Origin of the sequence: Mesorhizobium sp. INR15 (genome assembly GCF_015500075.1) — a bacterium.
Taxonomy (GTDB): domain Bacteria; phylum Pseudomonadota; class Alphaproteobacteria; order Rhizobiales; family Rhizobiaceae; genus Mesorhizobium.
Map to the genome: position 1 here is coordinate 591,547 of NZ_CP045496.1, position 13,995 is coordinate 605,541.

The window sequence follows — 13,995 nt, forward strand, 5'->3', positions numbered from 1 at the left end:
ACCAGATACCGGGAACCATGCCGATGACGGACGACGTCGCCGCCACCGCCGAAATGCAGGCCGCACTGCTATCCAGGGCGCTGCCCTATATGCAGCGCTACGAGAACAAGACGGTCGTGGTGAAATATGGCGGCCACGCCATGGGCAATATCGAGCTCGGCAAGGCCTTCGCGCGCGACATCGCGCTGCTCAAGCAATCCGGCGTCAACCCGATCGTCGTCCATGGCGGCGGCCCGCAGATCGGCGCCATGCTGGCCAAGATGGGCATCGAATCGAAGTTCGAAGGCGGCCTTCGCGTCACCGACCAGAAGACGGTCGAGATCGTCGAGATGGTGCTGGCCGGTTCGATCAACAAGGAGATCGTGGCGCTGATCAACGCCGAGGGCGAATGGGCGATCGGCCTGTGCGGCAAGGACGGCAACATGGTGTTCGCCGAAAAGGCCCGCAAGACGATGATCGACCCGGACTCCAACATCGAGCGCGTGCTCGATCTCGGCTTTGTCGGCGAGCCGGTCGAGGTCGACCGCACCTTGCTCGATCTTCTGGCGCGTTCCGAAATGATCCCGGTGCTGGCGCCGGTGGCGCCGGGCCGCGACGGCCACACCTACAACATCAATGCCGACACTTTCGCCGGCGCCATCGCCGGCGCCTGCCAGGCGACGCGGCTGCTATTCCTGACCGACGTGCCCGGCGTGCTCGACAAGAACAAGAAGCTGATCGACGAGCTGACCGTGGCCGAGGCCAGGTCGCTGATCAAGGATGGCACGGTGTCGGGCGGCATGATCCCCAAGGTCGAGACCTGCATCGAGGCGATCGAGCGTGGCGTCGAGGGCGTCGTCATCCTCAACGGCAAGACACCGCATGCCGTGCTGCTCGAACTCTTCACTGAGCATGGCGCCGGTACGCTGATCGTGCCCTGAGCGTCCTTAGACAGCGCCACCGGATGAATGGATAATTGCCGCTGTCATGCAGCGGGCTTTTGCCGCGAGGCAGCCCTGATTGACGACGGGCCGGACTTGCCAATGCCCGCCGATGGTAGCAATCTCAGCCGATCATCGGGTGGATGCCGGGCTGGGGCTTTCGGAAACACCGCAGCTCAGCCTGGTGACCTCAATGAGAGGGGGAGGCCGCGTGACCCGTGACCAGATGGTTGCCCACCTTCGCGCCGCCGATGCGGTCGCTCGCGAGGCTATGGCGCACAGTCATCACCCCTTCGGTGCCGTGCTGGTAGGCCCCGACGACGTGGTCCTCATGCGCCAAGGCAATATCGACACCGTACGTCACGCCGAAACGGAACTCGCGCGGCGCGCGGCGACAGCCTATTCGCCGGAGTTTCTCTGGACCTGCACGCTGGTCTCAACCTTCGAGCCCTGCGCTATGTGTAGCGGAACGCTCTACTGGGCGAATATCGGCCGGCTGGTCTACGGCGCCGACGAGACCAAGATCCTCGCGTTGACTGGCGACCATCCGGAAAACCCGACCATGAGCCTGTCCTCACGCGTTGTGCTCGGCTCTGGGCAGAAGAAGGTCGAGGTGCACGGCCCATTCCCGGAGATTGAGGAGGAGCTGCACGAAGTCCATAGAGGCTTCTGGCAGCGGTAGTGGTTCTTCGCCAACCATCCTCGCGTTGCCGGGTTGCTACCACGGAACGCGGCGACCCCACATGCGCTGGAGGCGGCTCCGGCGAAAGGTCAGTCACTCGCCGACCTGCCGCGGCCTCTCCAGCACCTTCTCGTCGGCTCTGCCGCTACGCATTTTTCCTGGAATTGCCTGGGCGCTGTGCGACATGCTGATTTCCGGTTCGGCGGGTTTCTTCACCGGGCGCTGAACAAGCATCGATTCTTCTTCCGCGTCCTGCGGCGCGCCCCAGAACTCGGCCAGGGTCGGGCCATCCTTGACGCGGCGGTCCCAGGCCAGAAAGCCCCAGACTTCGCGGAACCAGACGCGGCGGCCCATTCGCGTGTACCAGCGCATCGAATGGCGCTGCTCCGGGTCCTTGTGAAACAGGATACGGGCCAGTGCCTTCGGCCGCGACTGCACCGCCACCTCGATCAGCTTGACGCTGAAGAACAGCATCCACGGCTTGAGCCGGGTCATGTGCAGCACCTGATGCTTGTAGTCCCACAGGCGGACATCCTGCTGGATGACCTTGCGGTCCTTGGCGATACGGAAGAATGGTGTCCAGCGGTGCGGCGTCACATAGAGCGCCTGGATCTGGTCAGGATCGTAGGTGATGAGCTGCCGAAAGCCGCGCCAAAGGTCGCGAAAAGTCTCGTCCTCGAAACCGGCCACCCAGGTTGCCATCGACAGGATGCCGTGGAGGCGCAGCAGCCGGATCGCCTCGCGGTCGGATGACGTGCTGCCGCCCTTGCGGATCAGCTGCAGCGTCTGCTCATCGGTGTTTTCCATGCCGAGCAGCCAGCGGATGACGCCGGCCTTGCGGTAGAGATGCAGGATGTCGGCGTCACGGACGATGTCGTCGGCGCGGGTTGAACCAACGATCAGCACCGGCACGTTCTCGGCGATCATCGCGTCGAGAAAGGCGCGCCATGCTTTCTTCGAAACCGTTGGATTCTCATCGGCGAGATTGATCAATTCGACGCCGTGATGGCGATGCAGCCAGGCGATCTCCTGCGCGAATTTCTTTGGATCGCGGTGCCGCCAGCGCGTCCAGAAACCGCGCTGGCCGCAATAATTGCACAGGTGCGGACAACCTCGGGAAAACTGCATGACCACGGCGCGCTTGCCGCCCCAGTAGCTGTAGCGGCGGGGATCGATCAGCTCCCAGCCGACCCGGTAGGCGTCGAGGTCGGTGATCGTCCTTGCCGCCTGGGTGGCGAAGGGACGGCGCAAGTCGTCGCGAAAGGCGATGCCGGCGACGCTGGCCGGCGGCTGGTGCATTTCCAGCGCTTCGACCAGCGCGACGACGGTCGCCTCGCCTTCGCCGCGCACGATGAAATCGAAGGCATCGGTCTCGGCAAGAATATCGCGCCAGTGATAGGTCGGGAACACGCCGCCGTAGATGATGATCGTTGCCGGTTCGCAGTCCTTGACCAGGCGCGCGATCCGTAAGCCGTCGGGTGTGCCGAGGTCGAGCCGGAATGGCCGATCATGACGAAGTCTGGACGATCTTTCAGCGCTTCCTCGACCAGCGTCGCGAGCGGCATCGGTCCGAACTCGGCATCGACCAGCCGCACCTCGTGACCGGCATCGATCAACGGGCCGCCCAATGCCAAAAGGCCGAGCGGCGGCAGGTGATCATCGGGCACGCGGCTGCCGATGGCGGTATGCGGCGGATTGATCAGGACGATTTTCATGGCGAACCTCCAATGGGTCCGTGCATGCTGGGTGGCGATATGGACGCCCGATTGGCCCGTTTCAGCAGTTAGCGTGCAGGTTTTCCGCAGGAATGCGGAAAGCAGGCGCCATCATCGCCTGAGATGGCCGAGCGGTACGTGGCCAGGCCCCTTGATGTTTTGCAGCACGAGCTGGGTGTGAACGTCGCGCACGCCGTCGAGCCGCATCAGCCGGTGCATCACAAAGGCATTGAGCTCGTCGACTGATGGCACCAGCACATGCAGCAGGAAGTCGTGATCGCCGGTCATGGTCCAGCACGACGATACTTCATCCATGCGCTGCACGGCGGCGATGAAGCTTTCCGGCGAGCCGTCGCTGTGACTGACCAGCCGCACCTGGATGAACACCTCGACCATCAGGCCAACGGCGCGGCGGCTCAGAACGGCGGCAAAGCCCTTGATGACGCCAGCCTCCTGCAGTGCCTCGAAACGGCGGGCACAGGGCGTGGTCGAGAGGCCGATCTCCTCGGCAAGTTCCGATACCGGCTTGCGGCCATCGCGCTGCAGAATATCGAGCATCTTGATCTCGAAATCGTCGAACTGAGGCATCTTCACTCCAGATTCAGTTAAATTGAGTGAATGTTACCTCGAATCCCTTGCCCGGGTCATCATCAAAACCGAATTGCCTCGCCGAATCCGGTTAGCCTCGTCGCACTGACCGAGATCATGATTTGCGAGGAGAAGACCATGACGATGAGCGTTGCCGATTATGCCCGTGACTGCGCGGCGCAAGGCCTGCGTGGCGACTATTCGGTGTGCCGCGGCGATTTCACCGTGGCCCAGGACTATGATTACAGCGCCGACGAGCAGGCGGTGTGGCGCACGCTGTGTGACCGCCAGACCAAACTGACGCGCAAGCTCGCCCACCATTCCTACCTCGATGGCGTCGAAAAGCTCGGCCTTCTCGACCGCATTCCGGATTTCGATGATGTCAGCGTCAAGTTGCGCAAGCTGACCGGCTGGGAAATCGTCGCCGTGCCGGGTCTCATTCCCGCCGCGCCCTTCTTCGACCACCTCGCCAACCGCCGCTTCCCGGTGACCAATTGGCTGCGGACGAAGGATGAGCTCGACTACATCGTCGAGCCGGACATGTTCCACGACTTCTTTGGCCATGTCCCGGTGCTGGCGCAGCCGGTGTTCGCCGACTTCATGCAGATGTATGGCGAGAAGGCGACCGACATCATCGCGCTTGGCGGCGATGAAATGATCACCCGGCTCTACTGGTACACGGCCGAATACGGACTGATGCAGGAGGAAGGCCAGCCGTTGAAGGCTTTCGGCGCGGGCCTGATGTCGTCCTTCACCGAACTGCAATTCGCGGTCGATAGCAAAGACGCGCACCATGTGCCGTTCGACCTCGAGACGGTGATGCGGACCTCCTACGAGATCGACAAGTTCCAGCGTGCCTATTTCGTGCTGCCGTCCTTTGACGTCCTGCGCGATGCGTTCCAGACGGCGGATTTCGAAGCGATCGTTGCCCGCCGCAAGGGTCAGCCGGCACTCGATCCCGCACAAATCTAGAGCCTGTCCCTGCCTCCCGGCTACACCGGGAAGACAGGAGCCACCGGCACCCCCTACCGCCCGTCAGGGGGTGTCGGTGCCTCGGCCTTCAGCCGCGCCAGCTGGTCGCGCTGCAGGCCGAGCGCGGCGCTGACGAAGCGCGATATGGTGGCGAGTTCTGCGTCGCTGAACGTGGCGATGACCTTTTCGCCTTCCCGTGCGATTGCGCCATAATAGCGCGCCGACAGGTCGCGCGTCGCCTCGGTCGCCTCAATCACCACCTTGCGCCTGTCTTCGAGGCTGCGTGTGCGCGTCAGCAGGCCGCGCGCCTCCAACCGGTCGATCAGGGCGGTCACCGCCGCCGGCGTCAGTCCGGTCGCCGTCGCCACCGCACCTGCTGATTGCGGGCCGCCGTAGAGCAGCCCGATGCAATGGCGTTCGGCCATGTTCAGCCCCAGCCTCACGCCGACCGCTTCGTCATAGGCCTGCGTCGCGTCCTGCCACTGCATGATGGCAAGGCCGATGGCCATCGTCATTTCGTCGCGATTTCCGCTTGACGATTTTATTTCTATCATCTAACTATCAATCCGTCTAACATTTAGACCATTACAGCAATATGCGGCCGCAGCTCAAACAAGGCAAGAGCCAGCCGCCGACAGGAGTGAAAAATGAGCTTGATTCAACAGCGCACGCCGCTCTCTCAAGAAGAGGAATTCAAATACGCCAAGCTGGCAATGGAATGGTACGGCTGGGGTTCTCCCATCGGCCTTGGCATCCTGCTGGTTGCGCTGTCGGCCGCCGCCGTGCTGGTACGCATCGCCGTCCATGGCCTGTAACGATGGCCGCGTCCGTCGCCCAAACATTGCCGGTCGCCATCATTGGCGCCGGCGTTGCCGGACTGGCGCTCGCCGTCATGCTGCGCCGGCGAGGCCAGGCGGTTGCCGTGTTCGAGGCACGCTCGCGCGCCTCGATGACCGAAGGAGCCTTTCTGACATTGGCGCCCAACGGCATCAACGCATTGCGGGCGCTCGGGCTTGCCGAGCGCATCGCGGCGGTCGGCATTCCAACGCTCGGCTTCGAGATCATGAATGCTGGCGGCCACCGTCTCATCCACCTCGACGAGCGGCCATCGATGCGCGAGGCGGGCGCTGACAGTGTCACGCTTCGGCGCTCGGACCTGCTTGGCGTTCTCCACCAGGAGGCCATGGCGCTGGGCGCCGAAATCCACTTCGACCATGCGCTGGCCGGTATCGAGGTCCAGCAGAGCGGTGTACGGCTTGCCTTTGCCAACGGCGCCGAGGCCAGCGCCTCATGGCTTGCCGGTTGTGACGGGGTCTGGTCGCGAACCCGCCGTCTCTGCTTCCCCGCGTCGCCCGACCCGGTCTATACCGGACTGACCGGCGTCGGCGGCGTGGCCGATCTTCCCAACGTTCCGTCGACCGATGGGCTGATGCATATGCTCTTCGGCGAGAAGGCTTTCTTCGGCCATATCAAGTCAGGCGACGGGCCGGTGTTCTGGTTCGATTCCTTTCCGCTCGACGAAGAAGCGGCGTTGGCGAGGCTCGATCCCGCGCAACTCGCGGCGATGGTTCGCCAGTTGCATGCCGGCGACCCCAGTACGGTGCGCCGGATCAGCGAGACCATCACCGAAATACCGCGCGCCTACCCGGTCTTCGACATGGCGCATCTGCCGCGATGGCATGACGACCGCACGGTCCTGCTGGGTGATGCCGCGCACGCCGTGTCGCCGCACGCCGGACAGGGTGCCTCGATGGCGATAGAGGATGCCGTGGTGCTCTCGGCGTGTCTTGAAGACCGTGCCTCGCCGGAACAGGCATTCGCCCTGTTCCAGACGTTGCGGCAACGCCGCGTCGAACACATCGTGAAGGTTAGCCGGCGCATCGGATCGCGGAAACAGGCGACAGGGCGTGTCGCGCTGTTCATACGAGATCTCATCTTGCCGTTCTTTGTCCGCTTCGGCTCGCGCACGACGCGGGCGGTGACGCGCTACCGCGCCGATCTCGCGCCGCTCAGCAAGCCGGCCCTTTAGACCACAACCACCTTGCTGAGATGCTCGCCTAGCCGGCAGGCCAGCGCGGTGATCGTGGTGGTCGGGTTGCATTCGCCCGAGGTGCAGAACACGGAGGAGCCACCGACATAGAGATTGTCCATGCCATGCACCTTGCAGTTGGCATCGACGACGCTGCGGGTGACATCCGTGCCCATGCGGGTGCCACCCATATGATGGTGACCGGCAAGCTCAGCATTGGTGGGATAATCCTGGCCGCTGGTGAGCCAGTCCGCGATGCGAACCCGGCCGAGATTCCTGTCGATCATCGTCGTGCCGAAAAGCTTCAGCCCTTCCAGGATGGTGCGGCGTTCCAGTTCGGATTTTTTCCAGTGCAGCACGATGCGCGGCACGCCGGCATGGTCGACATCGGTCTTCGACAATTCAATCTGGTTGGAGGCCAGCGGCGCCTGCTCCCAGGCGACATAGAGCTGAGCGGCGCAACGCAGATTCTGGTCCAGCTGACCCGACACCCATTCCGCCATGCCGGGCGCCGTACAGGCGAGATCGGCGATGAGACTCTTGACGCCCGGATAGGGTGTCTCGATCAGCCGGACGCCGAAGTTCATGATCTTCAGACGCTCCATCGCCGCGAGCGTCGGCGAGAAGAAGGCCTCGTTGACGGCATCGACCTCGAACTCGCTGTAATTGGCCAGGATGGCGTTGCCACCCTCGAAGGTCGGATGCTCCATCCAGTAGCGGCCAAGGGCTGCGGCATTCGGCACCACGCCGCCGTTCGAGCGCTGGTTCGACCACAACAGCAACCGGGAGTTCTCCAGGCCGCCGGTGCAGACAATGAAATAGTCGGCGCTGAAGGAGCCGGCATCCTGTCCGTTCGACCACAATTTGGCGCCGGTGACCTTTCTGCCGTCGCCGGTGAGTTCGGTGGCGTAGGTGTTGAGCACGACAGCGATGTTGCCGCTCTTGTCGAGTTCGTCGGCGAATTTCTCACCGAAGCGCACGGCGGGGCTTTTGATCAGCTGCACCCAGCGGATATCGTCCGAGATCGAGACATCCGGACGGAAGTCCGGAAGCTCGAGAATGTCATGCACTTCCGGCAAATAGGGTTCGATATCCGCGCGCCTGATAGGCCAGCCGGTGTCCGGTGCCCAGCTTTTCGGTTCGAAGTCCTGCTTGTCCAGGACACGGCACCAGCCGGCCCAATGGTTCGAACTGCCACCCATGAACCTCAATCGGGTAATGTCGAGATCAAAATAGGGGTCGCCAACCGTGGTGCCACGGTAGAAATCCTGGGAATCATCGCTGAACTCCCTGGAACCGGCTTCCAGCACCACAACCCGGATGCCGGCGGCGCCGAGTTTCCTCGCAATGGTGGTGCCGGCCGGGCCGGAGCCGAGAATGCAGACCCTGGGTGTGAAATTGGCGACGCGAAACGCTTCGTAACTATCGAAGATCATGCCAGATCGCTCCGCTTCAGGATCCAGCCATTGATCTCGACGATCTCATTGGAGTTGGCGTTGGAGCTATCGGTATCAGCCGGCTTGCGCAGCAGCGACAACGCCGGAAATGCAATCAGCGCCTGTACGATCGTGCGGCGCGATATTTTCTTGATGAAGAAACTCATGACAGGTCTCTCGATGGGGGCTTCGACTGCGCACGGCGTTCCCGAACGGCACATGCACCGAAACAGACGCCAATTTCATGCCAGACCTAGTCAAAAAGCCTTTTCAAACAGCGCAAAGGCGTTCGCGAATGCGAACAGGGTTAGAACTCTCTTAACGGCAGCCGCCCGAGCCGAGTTTCAACCAGGGCCGCCGGTACAGCCGATCACGCCGCTTCGGAAATATCCGTGTCGAGGATCGTCAGATTGCGGCCCCGATGCTTGGCCTGATAGAGGCGCCGGTCGGCGGCACGCATCAGGTCCGATACGTTGGCATCCTCGCCGCAGACGGTTCCACCAATGCTGACGGTGAGCGGAATGGTGCGTTCGTCGACCGGCCGGAAACGGACCAGTTCGACTTCGCGGCGAACGCGCTCGGCGACACGTTTGGCCTCCTGCTCGGTGGCGCCAATCAGAAATGCGCCGAACTCCTCGCCACCGATTCGGCCAAGCACGTCGCCGCTGCGCACACCACGCTTGATCGCGCTGGCGATCAGCAGCAGTGCTTCATCACCGGTCAGGTGACCATAGCTGTCGTTGATGATCTTGAAGTGGTCGGCGTCGATGATGAGCAGCGCGCCGCGATCGGATTTGCGCCGGGACCCGTCGAGCGCGGCAAAGAAGCTCTCGCGGTTGAGCATGCCGGTCATGTCGTCGCGGCTGGCTTTTTCCTCCAGGCGCCGGTGCGCGGCGGCAAGTTGCGCGTGGGCGCGGGCAAGGTCGCGATGCGCGTTTTTCAGCCTGTCGCTCTGCCAGAATGTACTCGCGGTGGCAGCCCACGCGAGGACCAGAGGACAGAGCGTGGTGGTCAGCCAGATCGTCCGATTGACCGGAAAGCCGAGCGCCGGGACAATGATCAGCGTCAACAGGAGAGAGGCGGCGACGGAGGCGAAAGCGACGGCGGCGGATTTCAGAAGTATGCTGTTCATCGCTTGCTCCCACTGAACTGCCTCTGTGCCAGCAAGCCCTGAAGGTGACCTTTCGCGGATGGTTAAAATTTGAATCGTGGCGCCGTTTTCGCCACTCTCGACGCGTATAAGTTGTGGATAATGCCTCTTCCAGAATTGGCATTTCGTGCCATAAGGAACGCATGACCACGCAGCCTGATCCCGCCCGCTTCGCCCATGTCACCGACTGGGTCTTCGACCTCGACAACACGCTCTATCCGCACCACTCGAACCTGTTCTCGCAGATCGACGTAAAGATGACCGCCTATGTCGGGGAGTTGCTGACCTTGCCGCGCGATGAAGCGCGCAAGTTGCAGAAGGAACTCTATCGCGAATACGGCACCACGCTGAACGGATTGATGACGCGCCACGGCATCGACCCCGACGACTTTCTCGAGAAGGTCCACGATATCGACTATTCCTGGCTGGTGCCGGATCCGGTTCTCGGCGCCGCCATCCGGCAGTTGCCCGGCCGCAAGTTCATCTTCACCAATGGCGACAGGCGGCATGCCGAACGCACCGCGCGCCAGCTCGGCATCCTCGACCATTTCGACGATATTTTCGACATCGTCGCCGCCGGGCTCAACCCCAAGCCGGCGCGCCAGACCTACGAGAAGTTCGCCGCACTCCATGCCGTCACCGGCCACAATGCCGTGATGTTCGAGGATCTCGCCCGCAACCTGTCCGTGCCGAAATCACTGGGCATGACCACGGTGCTGGTGGTGCCACGCAACTTCGAGCCGACCTTCGCGGAAATCTGGGAACGCGACGTAACCGAGGAAGACGATGTCGATTTCGTCACCGACGATCTCGCTGGTTTCCTGACGACGATCGTCGCAAGTCAGTAGGCAGTAGGCAGTAGGCAGTAGGCAGTAGGCAGTAGGCAAAATTGATCTGCAGGGGTGGTGGCCGCAAGCGCCTTTTTCCCTACTGCCTACTGCCCAATGCCTTATTCCCCTAACTTGTAGAAACGGCTGATGATGCCCCAGGCCTCGTCGGCGGTGTCGACGAAGTCGATGATGTCCTGGTCGCCGGGGCTGATCGTCCCTTGCTCGGCGAGGAAATCGAGATCGATCGCCCGCTTCCAGAACGATTTGCCGAACAGGATCACCGGCACGCGTTCCATGCGGCCGGTCTGGATCAGGGTCAGCGTCTCGAAAAACTCGTCCATCGTGCCGAAGCCGCCCGGAAACACCGCCACCGCCTTGGCGCGCATGACGAAGTGCATCTTGCGGATGGCGAAGTAGTGGAAATTGAAACAGAGCTCCGGCGTCACGTAGATGTTTGGCGCCTGCTCATGCGGCAGCACGATGTTGAGGCCGATCGACGGCGCGCCGACATCGTCGGCGCCGCGATTTCCAGCTTCCATCACACCCGGTCCGCCGCCTGTCACCACGACATATTCGCGATAATAGGACGCGGCTGACTGCTGCGAGCACAGGCGGGCGAATTTTCGCGCCTCCTCGTAATACTTGCTGTTTTCCAGCAGGTTCTTCTTCTGCGTTTCGTTCTTGGCAGCCCAGGCCTCACCACCGGGCTCAGGCAAGCGCGCGCCGCCGAACAGCACCACCGTCGAGCGGATGCCGCGTTCGGCCAGGATCATCTCGGGCTTCAGGAGTTCAAGCTGCAGCCGCACCGCACGCAACTCGCGCCGCGTCATGAAGTCGGGATCGTTCCACGCCAACCGGTAGGTATCAGCGCGCGTCTGCGGCGTGTCCGGCACGCTCTTTGACCGCTCCAGATCCTCGTCCGAGTGCGGCAGCGGGGTCCACCCCGCCTTTTCCATAGGAGTCATATGCTCTTTCCGTCCAAATTCTTCACTTGCGCCGTCCCGTGGCGCAGCCGCGATTGACCCTTACCAAGGCTTCACTTAAGCAGGTTCCGCAAAAGTGTCGCACGGTTTTTGCGACAGGAACCTGCCATAGAGCAAAGACCTGAGCAGACGAAGCGAACGACGTCTGCATAAGGTTCGCGCGGCTTTCAAAACAGGTTAAGGCGCAGCCCCTTAACAGCTTGGTAATGGAGCGAATTCATGTCGAAGCCCGATCTGGCGAGCCTCGAAACGACCATTGAGAGGGCCTTCGAGGAACGCGACACGATTTCGACGGCGACACGCGGCGAGACGCGCGACGCCATCCAGTCGGCGCTCGACCTGCTCGACCGCGGCGCGGCACGCGTTGCTGAGCGCCAGGCTGACGGCAAATGGCACGTCAACCAGTGGCTGAAGAAGGCGGTGCTGCTGTCGTTCCGGCTCAATCCGATGGAAATCATCAAGGGCGGCCCCGGCGAGGCTGTGTGGTGGGACAAGGTGCCGTCAAAGTTCGACGGCTGGAGCGCCGTGGATTTCGAGAAGGCGGGCTTCCGCGCCGTACCGTCGTCGATCGTGCGACGCTCCGCCTACGTCGCGCCGGGCGCCGTGCTGATGCCGTCCTTCGTCAATGTCGGCGCCTATGTCGATAGCGGCACCATGGTCGACACCTGGGCCTCGGTCGGCTCCTGCGCCCAGATCGGCAAGAACGTGCACCTCTCGGGCGGCGTCGGCATTGGCGGCGTCCTGGAGCCTATGCAGGCCGGCCCGACCATCATCGAGGACAATTGCTTTATCGGCGCGCGCTCGGAAGTGGTCGAAGGCTGCATCGTGCGCGAAGGCTCGGTGCTCGGCATGGGCGTGTTCATCGGCCAGTCGACCAAGATCGTCGACCGTGCCACCGGCGAGATCTTCTATGGCGAGGTGCCGCCCAATTCCGTGGTCGTCGCCGGCTCGATGCCGGGCAAGCCTTTTCCCAACAACGAGCCTGGTCCAGGCCTCTACTGCGCGGTCATCGTCAAGCGGGTCGACGCCAAGACCCGCTCCAAGACTTCGATCAACGAATTGCTTCGCGATTGATCTTTGCCGAAAACGGACGCACCTTCCGCCAGCGCGACAATGGGTCGCGCCTGACGACACGGAGGGGTGACATGGACTGGAAGTATCTGCTGACGAGTTTCGACGGTCGTATCAATCGCGCCAAGTTCTGGGCGGGCATTGGGGTATTCATCGTTATCGGTATCATTGCCTTCATTCTCGACGCGATCCTCGGCACGCGTATCACGCTCGGGGGCGGCGGCCAGATCGGCATCATCGGCATAATCTTCGCACTGGCATCGATCTATTTCGCGATTGCTCTCTATGCAAAACGCTGGCACGACCGCAACAAGTCGGGCTGGTGGACCCTGATCGGCCTTGTGCCACTCATCGGCGGTATATGGCTGCTGGTCGAGCTCGGCATTCTCGAAGGCACCAGGGGTGCCAATCAATATGGACCGGATCCGCTTGCCTGACAGTTCAGACCTTACCTGGCTTTTCTTCAAAACCTCGGGCCGCGTCAGTCGCGCGGCCTATTTTCTTGGCGGACTGCTGGTCGCCATTTTCCAGGCTTTTCCACTGTACCGCTTCACTCTGGTGCCCGAGGGCAGCCCCGAGAGCAATATGTGGTCGTTCATCTTCTTCATCGCCTTCATTGCCTCGCTGTGGTCGAACATCGTGCTGGCAGTGAAGCGGCTGCACGACCTCGACAAGCCTGGGATAGCGTCGCTGGTGCTGTTCGTGCCGGTCGTCTCGATCATCGCCTTCCTTGTGCTTTGCCTGTTTCCAGGGCAGCCTGGGCCCAACCGCTACGGCAGACGCACCAACGCGCCAGCCGAACAGTAAGACCGCCGGACCTCATGCGCTACCGCACGCTTGATCCGAAACTGATCATCGAAACCGCCGAGCGGCTGGAAGGCCGGGTTGGCGACCGCTTTCCCGACGCGGGATTGCGCGGTGTCGCCGGTGAACTCGTCTCGCTGTCGCGCGACCTGGCCAAGGCGGCGAAAGCGCTCGAAGCACCGATCTGGTGGCTGCGCGGGCTGATCATCGCCGCCTTCGCCGCCGGCGTCATGGTGTTCCTGTTCGTCGGCACGATCCTGCCGCTCGACCGCATCTCTGGATCCGACGACGCGCTGCAGTCGGTGCAAGGCATCGAGGCATCGATCAACACCATCATCCTGGCCGTGCTGGGACTGCTCGCGCTGATCCGAACCGAGGAACGCATCAAGCGCAAACGGGTCTTTCGCGAGCTGCACGGATTGCGCTCTCTGATCCACGTTATCGACATGCACCAGCTGACAAAGGATCCGGCGGCGCTCTCAGCCAGTTTCAAGCCGACGACGCATTCGCCGGCGCGCATAACCAATGCAGCCGACCTCGCCCGCTACCTCGATTACTGTTCCGAAATGCTGTCGATCACTGGCAAGATCGCCGCGCTGTTCGCGCAATCGGTCAATGACGATGTGGTCATCGACGGCGTCAACGACATCGAGAACCTCAGCTCCAACCTGTCACGCAAGATCTGGCAGAAGATCACCTTGATCGAGACGCCGCAGCGATAGGGCCGTCCCGTTGCGATAGCCGCAACCGGTCTCGTCCAGCATTCGGGCTCATGCTCTAAGCGAATCTTAAGCTCCTTGGCGCAGCCTGCCAGC

At 62.3% G+C, this 13,995-nt stretch carries 16 protein-coding genes and 1 pseudogene; 10 read left to right on the forward strand and 7 right to left on the reverse strand.

Going from position 1 to position 13,995, the window contains the following annotated elements:
- The first annotated feature begins 17 nt into the window (after window positions 1–17).
- Both argB and GA829_RS02760 read left to right on the forward strand, forming a co-directional pair.
- A complete protein-coding gene (gene argB / locus GA829_RS02755) occupies window positions 18–920 on the forward strand; it encodes an acetylglutamate kinase (RefSeq protein WP_374940406.1) in 903 nt (300 codons plus the stop codon).
- Between the two features lie 211 nt (window positions 921–1,131).
- On the forward strand, window positions 1,132–1,602 hold the full coding sequence (locus GA829_RS02760) for a nucleoside deaminase (RefSeq protein ID WP_195179498.1): 471 nt from the start codon (window positions 1,132–1,134) through the stop codon (window positions 1,600–1,602).
- Between the two features lie 93 nt (window positions 1,603–1,695).
- Here the strand turns inward: GA829_RS02760 and bchE are convergent.
- Window positions 1,696–3,317 (reverse strand): annotated as a pseudogene (gene bchE, locus GA829_RS02765) (magnesium-protoporphyrin IX monomethyl ester anaerobic oxidative cyclase).
- Between the two features lie 111 nt (window positions 3,318–3,428).
- Entirely contained in the window at window positions 3,429–3,905 is a 477-nt protein-coding gene (locus tag GA829_RS02770; protein WP_195177052.1) for an Lrp/AsnC family transcriptional regulator, read from the reverse strand.
- A gap of 138 nt (window positions 3,906–4,043) precedes the next feature.
- On the opposite strand from GA829_RS02770, the gene phhA reads away from it, so the two are divergent.
- Window positions 4,044–4,877, forward strand: a complete 834-nt coding sequence (phhA, locus tag GA829_RS02775) for a phenylalanine 4-monooxygenase (protein WP_195177053.1) — start codon at window positions 4,044–4,046, stop codon at window positions 4,875–4,877.
- A 53-nt stretch (window positions 4,878–4,930) separates the two neighbouring features.
- On the opposite strand, the gene GA829_RS02780 is transcribed toward phhA, so the two are convergent.
- Window positions 4,931–5,431, reverse strand: a complete 501-nt coding sequence (locus GA829_RS02780) for a MarR family winged helix-turn-helix transcriptional regulator (protein WP_195177054.1) — start codon at window positions 5,429–5,431, stop codon at window positions 4,931–4,933.
- 93 nt (window positions 5,432–5,524) lie between these two features.
- Here GA829_RS02780 and GA829_RS02785 point away from each other — a divergent pair, with 93 nt between their 5' ends.
- Window positions 5,525–5,692 carry a hypothetical protein gene (locus GA829_RS02785; protein WP_195177055.1) on the forward strand — a complete coding sequence of 56 codons (168 nt, stop codon included), beginning with the start codon at window positions 5,525–5,527 and terminating at the stop codon, window positions 5,690–5,692.
- Between the two features lie 2 nt (window positions 5,693–5,694).
- Window positions 5,695–6,906 carry an FAD-dependent monooxygenase gene (locus tag GA829_RS02790; protein WP_195177056.1) on the forward strand — a complete coding sequence of 404 codons (1,212 nt, stop codon included), beginning with the start codon at window positions 5,695–5,697 and terminating at the stop codon, window positions 6,904–6,906.
- Here GA829_RS02790 and GA829_RS02795 read toward each other — a convergent pair.
- The 3 genes from GA829_RS02795 to GA829_RS02805 form a co-directional block, all read right to left on the reverse strand.
- Entirely contained in the window at window positions 6,903–8,342 is a 1,440-nt protein-coding gene (locus GA829_RS02795) for a GMC oxidoreductase (protein WP_195177057.1), read from the reverse strand. The genes GA829_RS02790 and GA829_RS02795 overlap by 4 nt on opposite strands.
- The gene (locus GA829_RS02800; protein WP_195177058.1) at window positions 8,339–8,509 is read right to left on the reverse strand and encodes a hypothetical protein; all 171 of its coding nucleotides are present in this window, start codon (window positions 8,507–8,509) and stop codon (window positions 8,339–8,341) included. The genes GA829_RS02795 and GA829_RS02800 overlap by 4 nt, the downstream gene beginning before the upstream one ends.
- A 203-nt stretch (window positions 8,510–8,712) precedes the next feature.
- Entirely contained in the window at window positions 8,713–9,474 is a 762-nt protein-coding gene (locus GA829_RS02805) for a GGDEF domain-containing protein (RefSeq protein WP_195177059.1), read from the reverse strand.
- A 161-nt stretch (window positions 9,475–9,635) separates the two neighbouring features.
- On the opposite strand from GA829_RS02805, the gene GA829_RS02810 reads away from it, so the two are divergent.
- On the forward strand, window positions 9,636–10,340 hold the full coding sequence (locus tag GA829_RS02810; RefSeq protein WP_195177060.1) for a pyrimidine 5'-nucleotidase: 705 nt from the start codon (window positions 9,636–9,638) through the stop codon (window positions 10,338–10,340).
- 101 nt (window positions 10,341–10,441) lie between these two features.
- Here GA829_RS02810 and GA829_RS02815 read toward each other — a convergent pair whose 3' ends face one another.
- On the reverse strand, window positions 10,442–11,287 hold the full coding sequence (locus GA829_RS02815) for an LOG family protein (RefSeq protein ID WP_195177061.1): 846 nt from the start codon (window positions 11,285–11,287) through the stop codon (window positions 10,442–10,444).
- A 237-nt stretch (window positions 11,288–11,524) separates the two neighbouring features.
- Between GA829_RS02815 and dapD the strand changes: the two genes are divergently transcribed.
- The 4 genes from dapD (at window position 11,525) to GA829_RS02835 (ending at window position 13,902) form a co-directional block, all read left to right on the forward strand.
- Window positions 11,525–12,379, forward strand: coding sequence for a 2,3,4,5-tetrahydropyridine-2,6-dicarboxylate N-succinyltransferase (gene dapD, locus GA829_RS02820; RefSeq protein WP_195177062.1), 855 nt, complete (start codon window positions 11,525–11,527; stop codon window positions 12,377–12,379).
- 71 nt (window positions 12,380–12,450) lie between these two features.
- A complete protein-coding gene (locus tag GA829_RS02825; protein ID WP_195177063.1) occupies window positions 12,451–12,813 on the forward strand; it encodes a DUF805 domain-containing protein in 363 nt (120 codons plus the stop codon).
- Window positions 12,806–13,183, forward strand: coding sequence for a DUF805 domain-containing protein (locus GA829_RS02830; RefSeq protein ID WP_258052114.1), 378 nt, complete (start codon window positions 12,806–12,808; stop codon window positions 13,181–13,183). The genes GA829_RS02825 and GA829_RS02830 overlap by 8 nt, the downstream gene beginning before the upstream one ends.
- A 14-nt stretch (window positions 13,184–13,197) precedes the next feature.
- Complete coding sequence (locus GA829_RS02835) at window positions 13,198–13,902, forward strand: hypothetical protein (protein ID WP_195177065.1); 705 nt, start codon at window positions 13,198–13,200, stop codon at window positions 13,900–13,902.
- The last annotated feature ends 93 nt before the right edge of the window (window positions 13,903–13,995 follow it).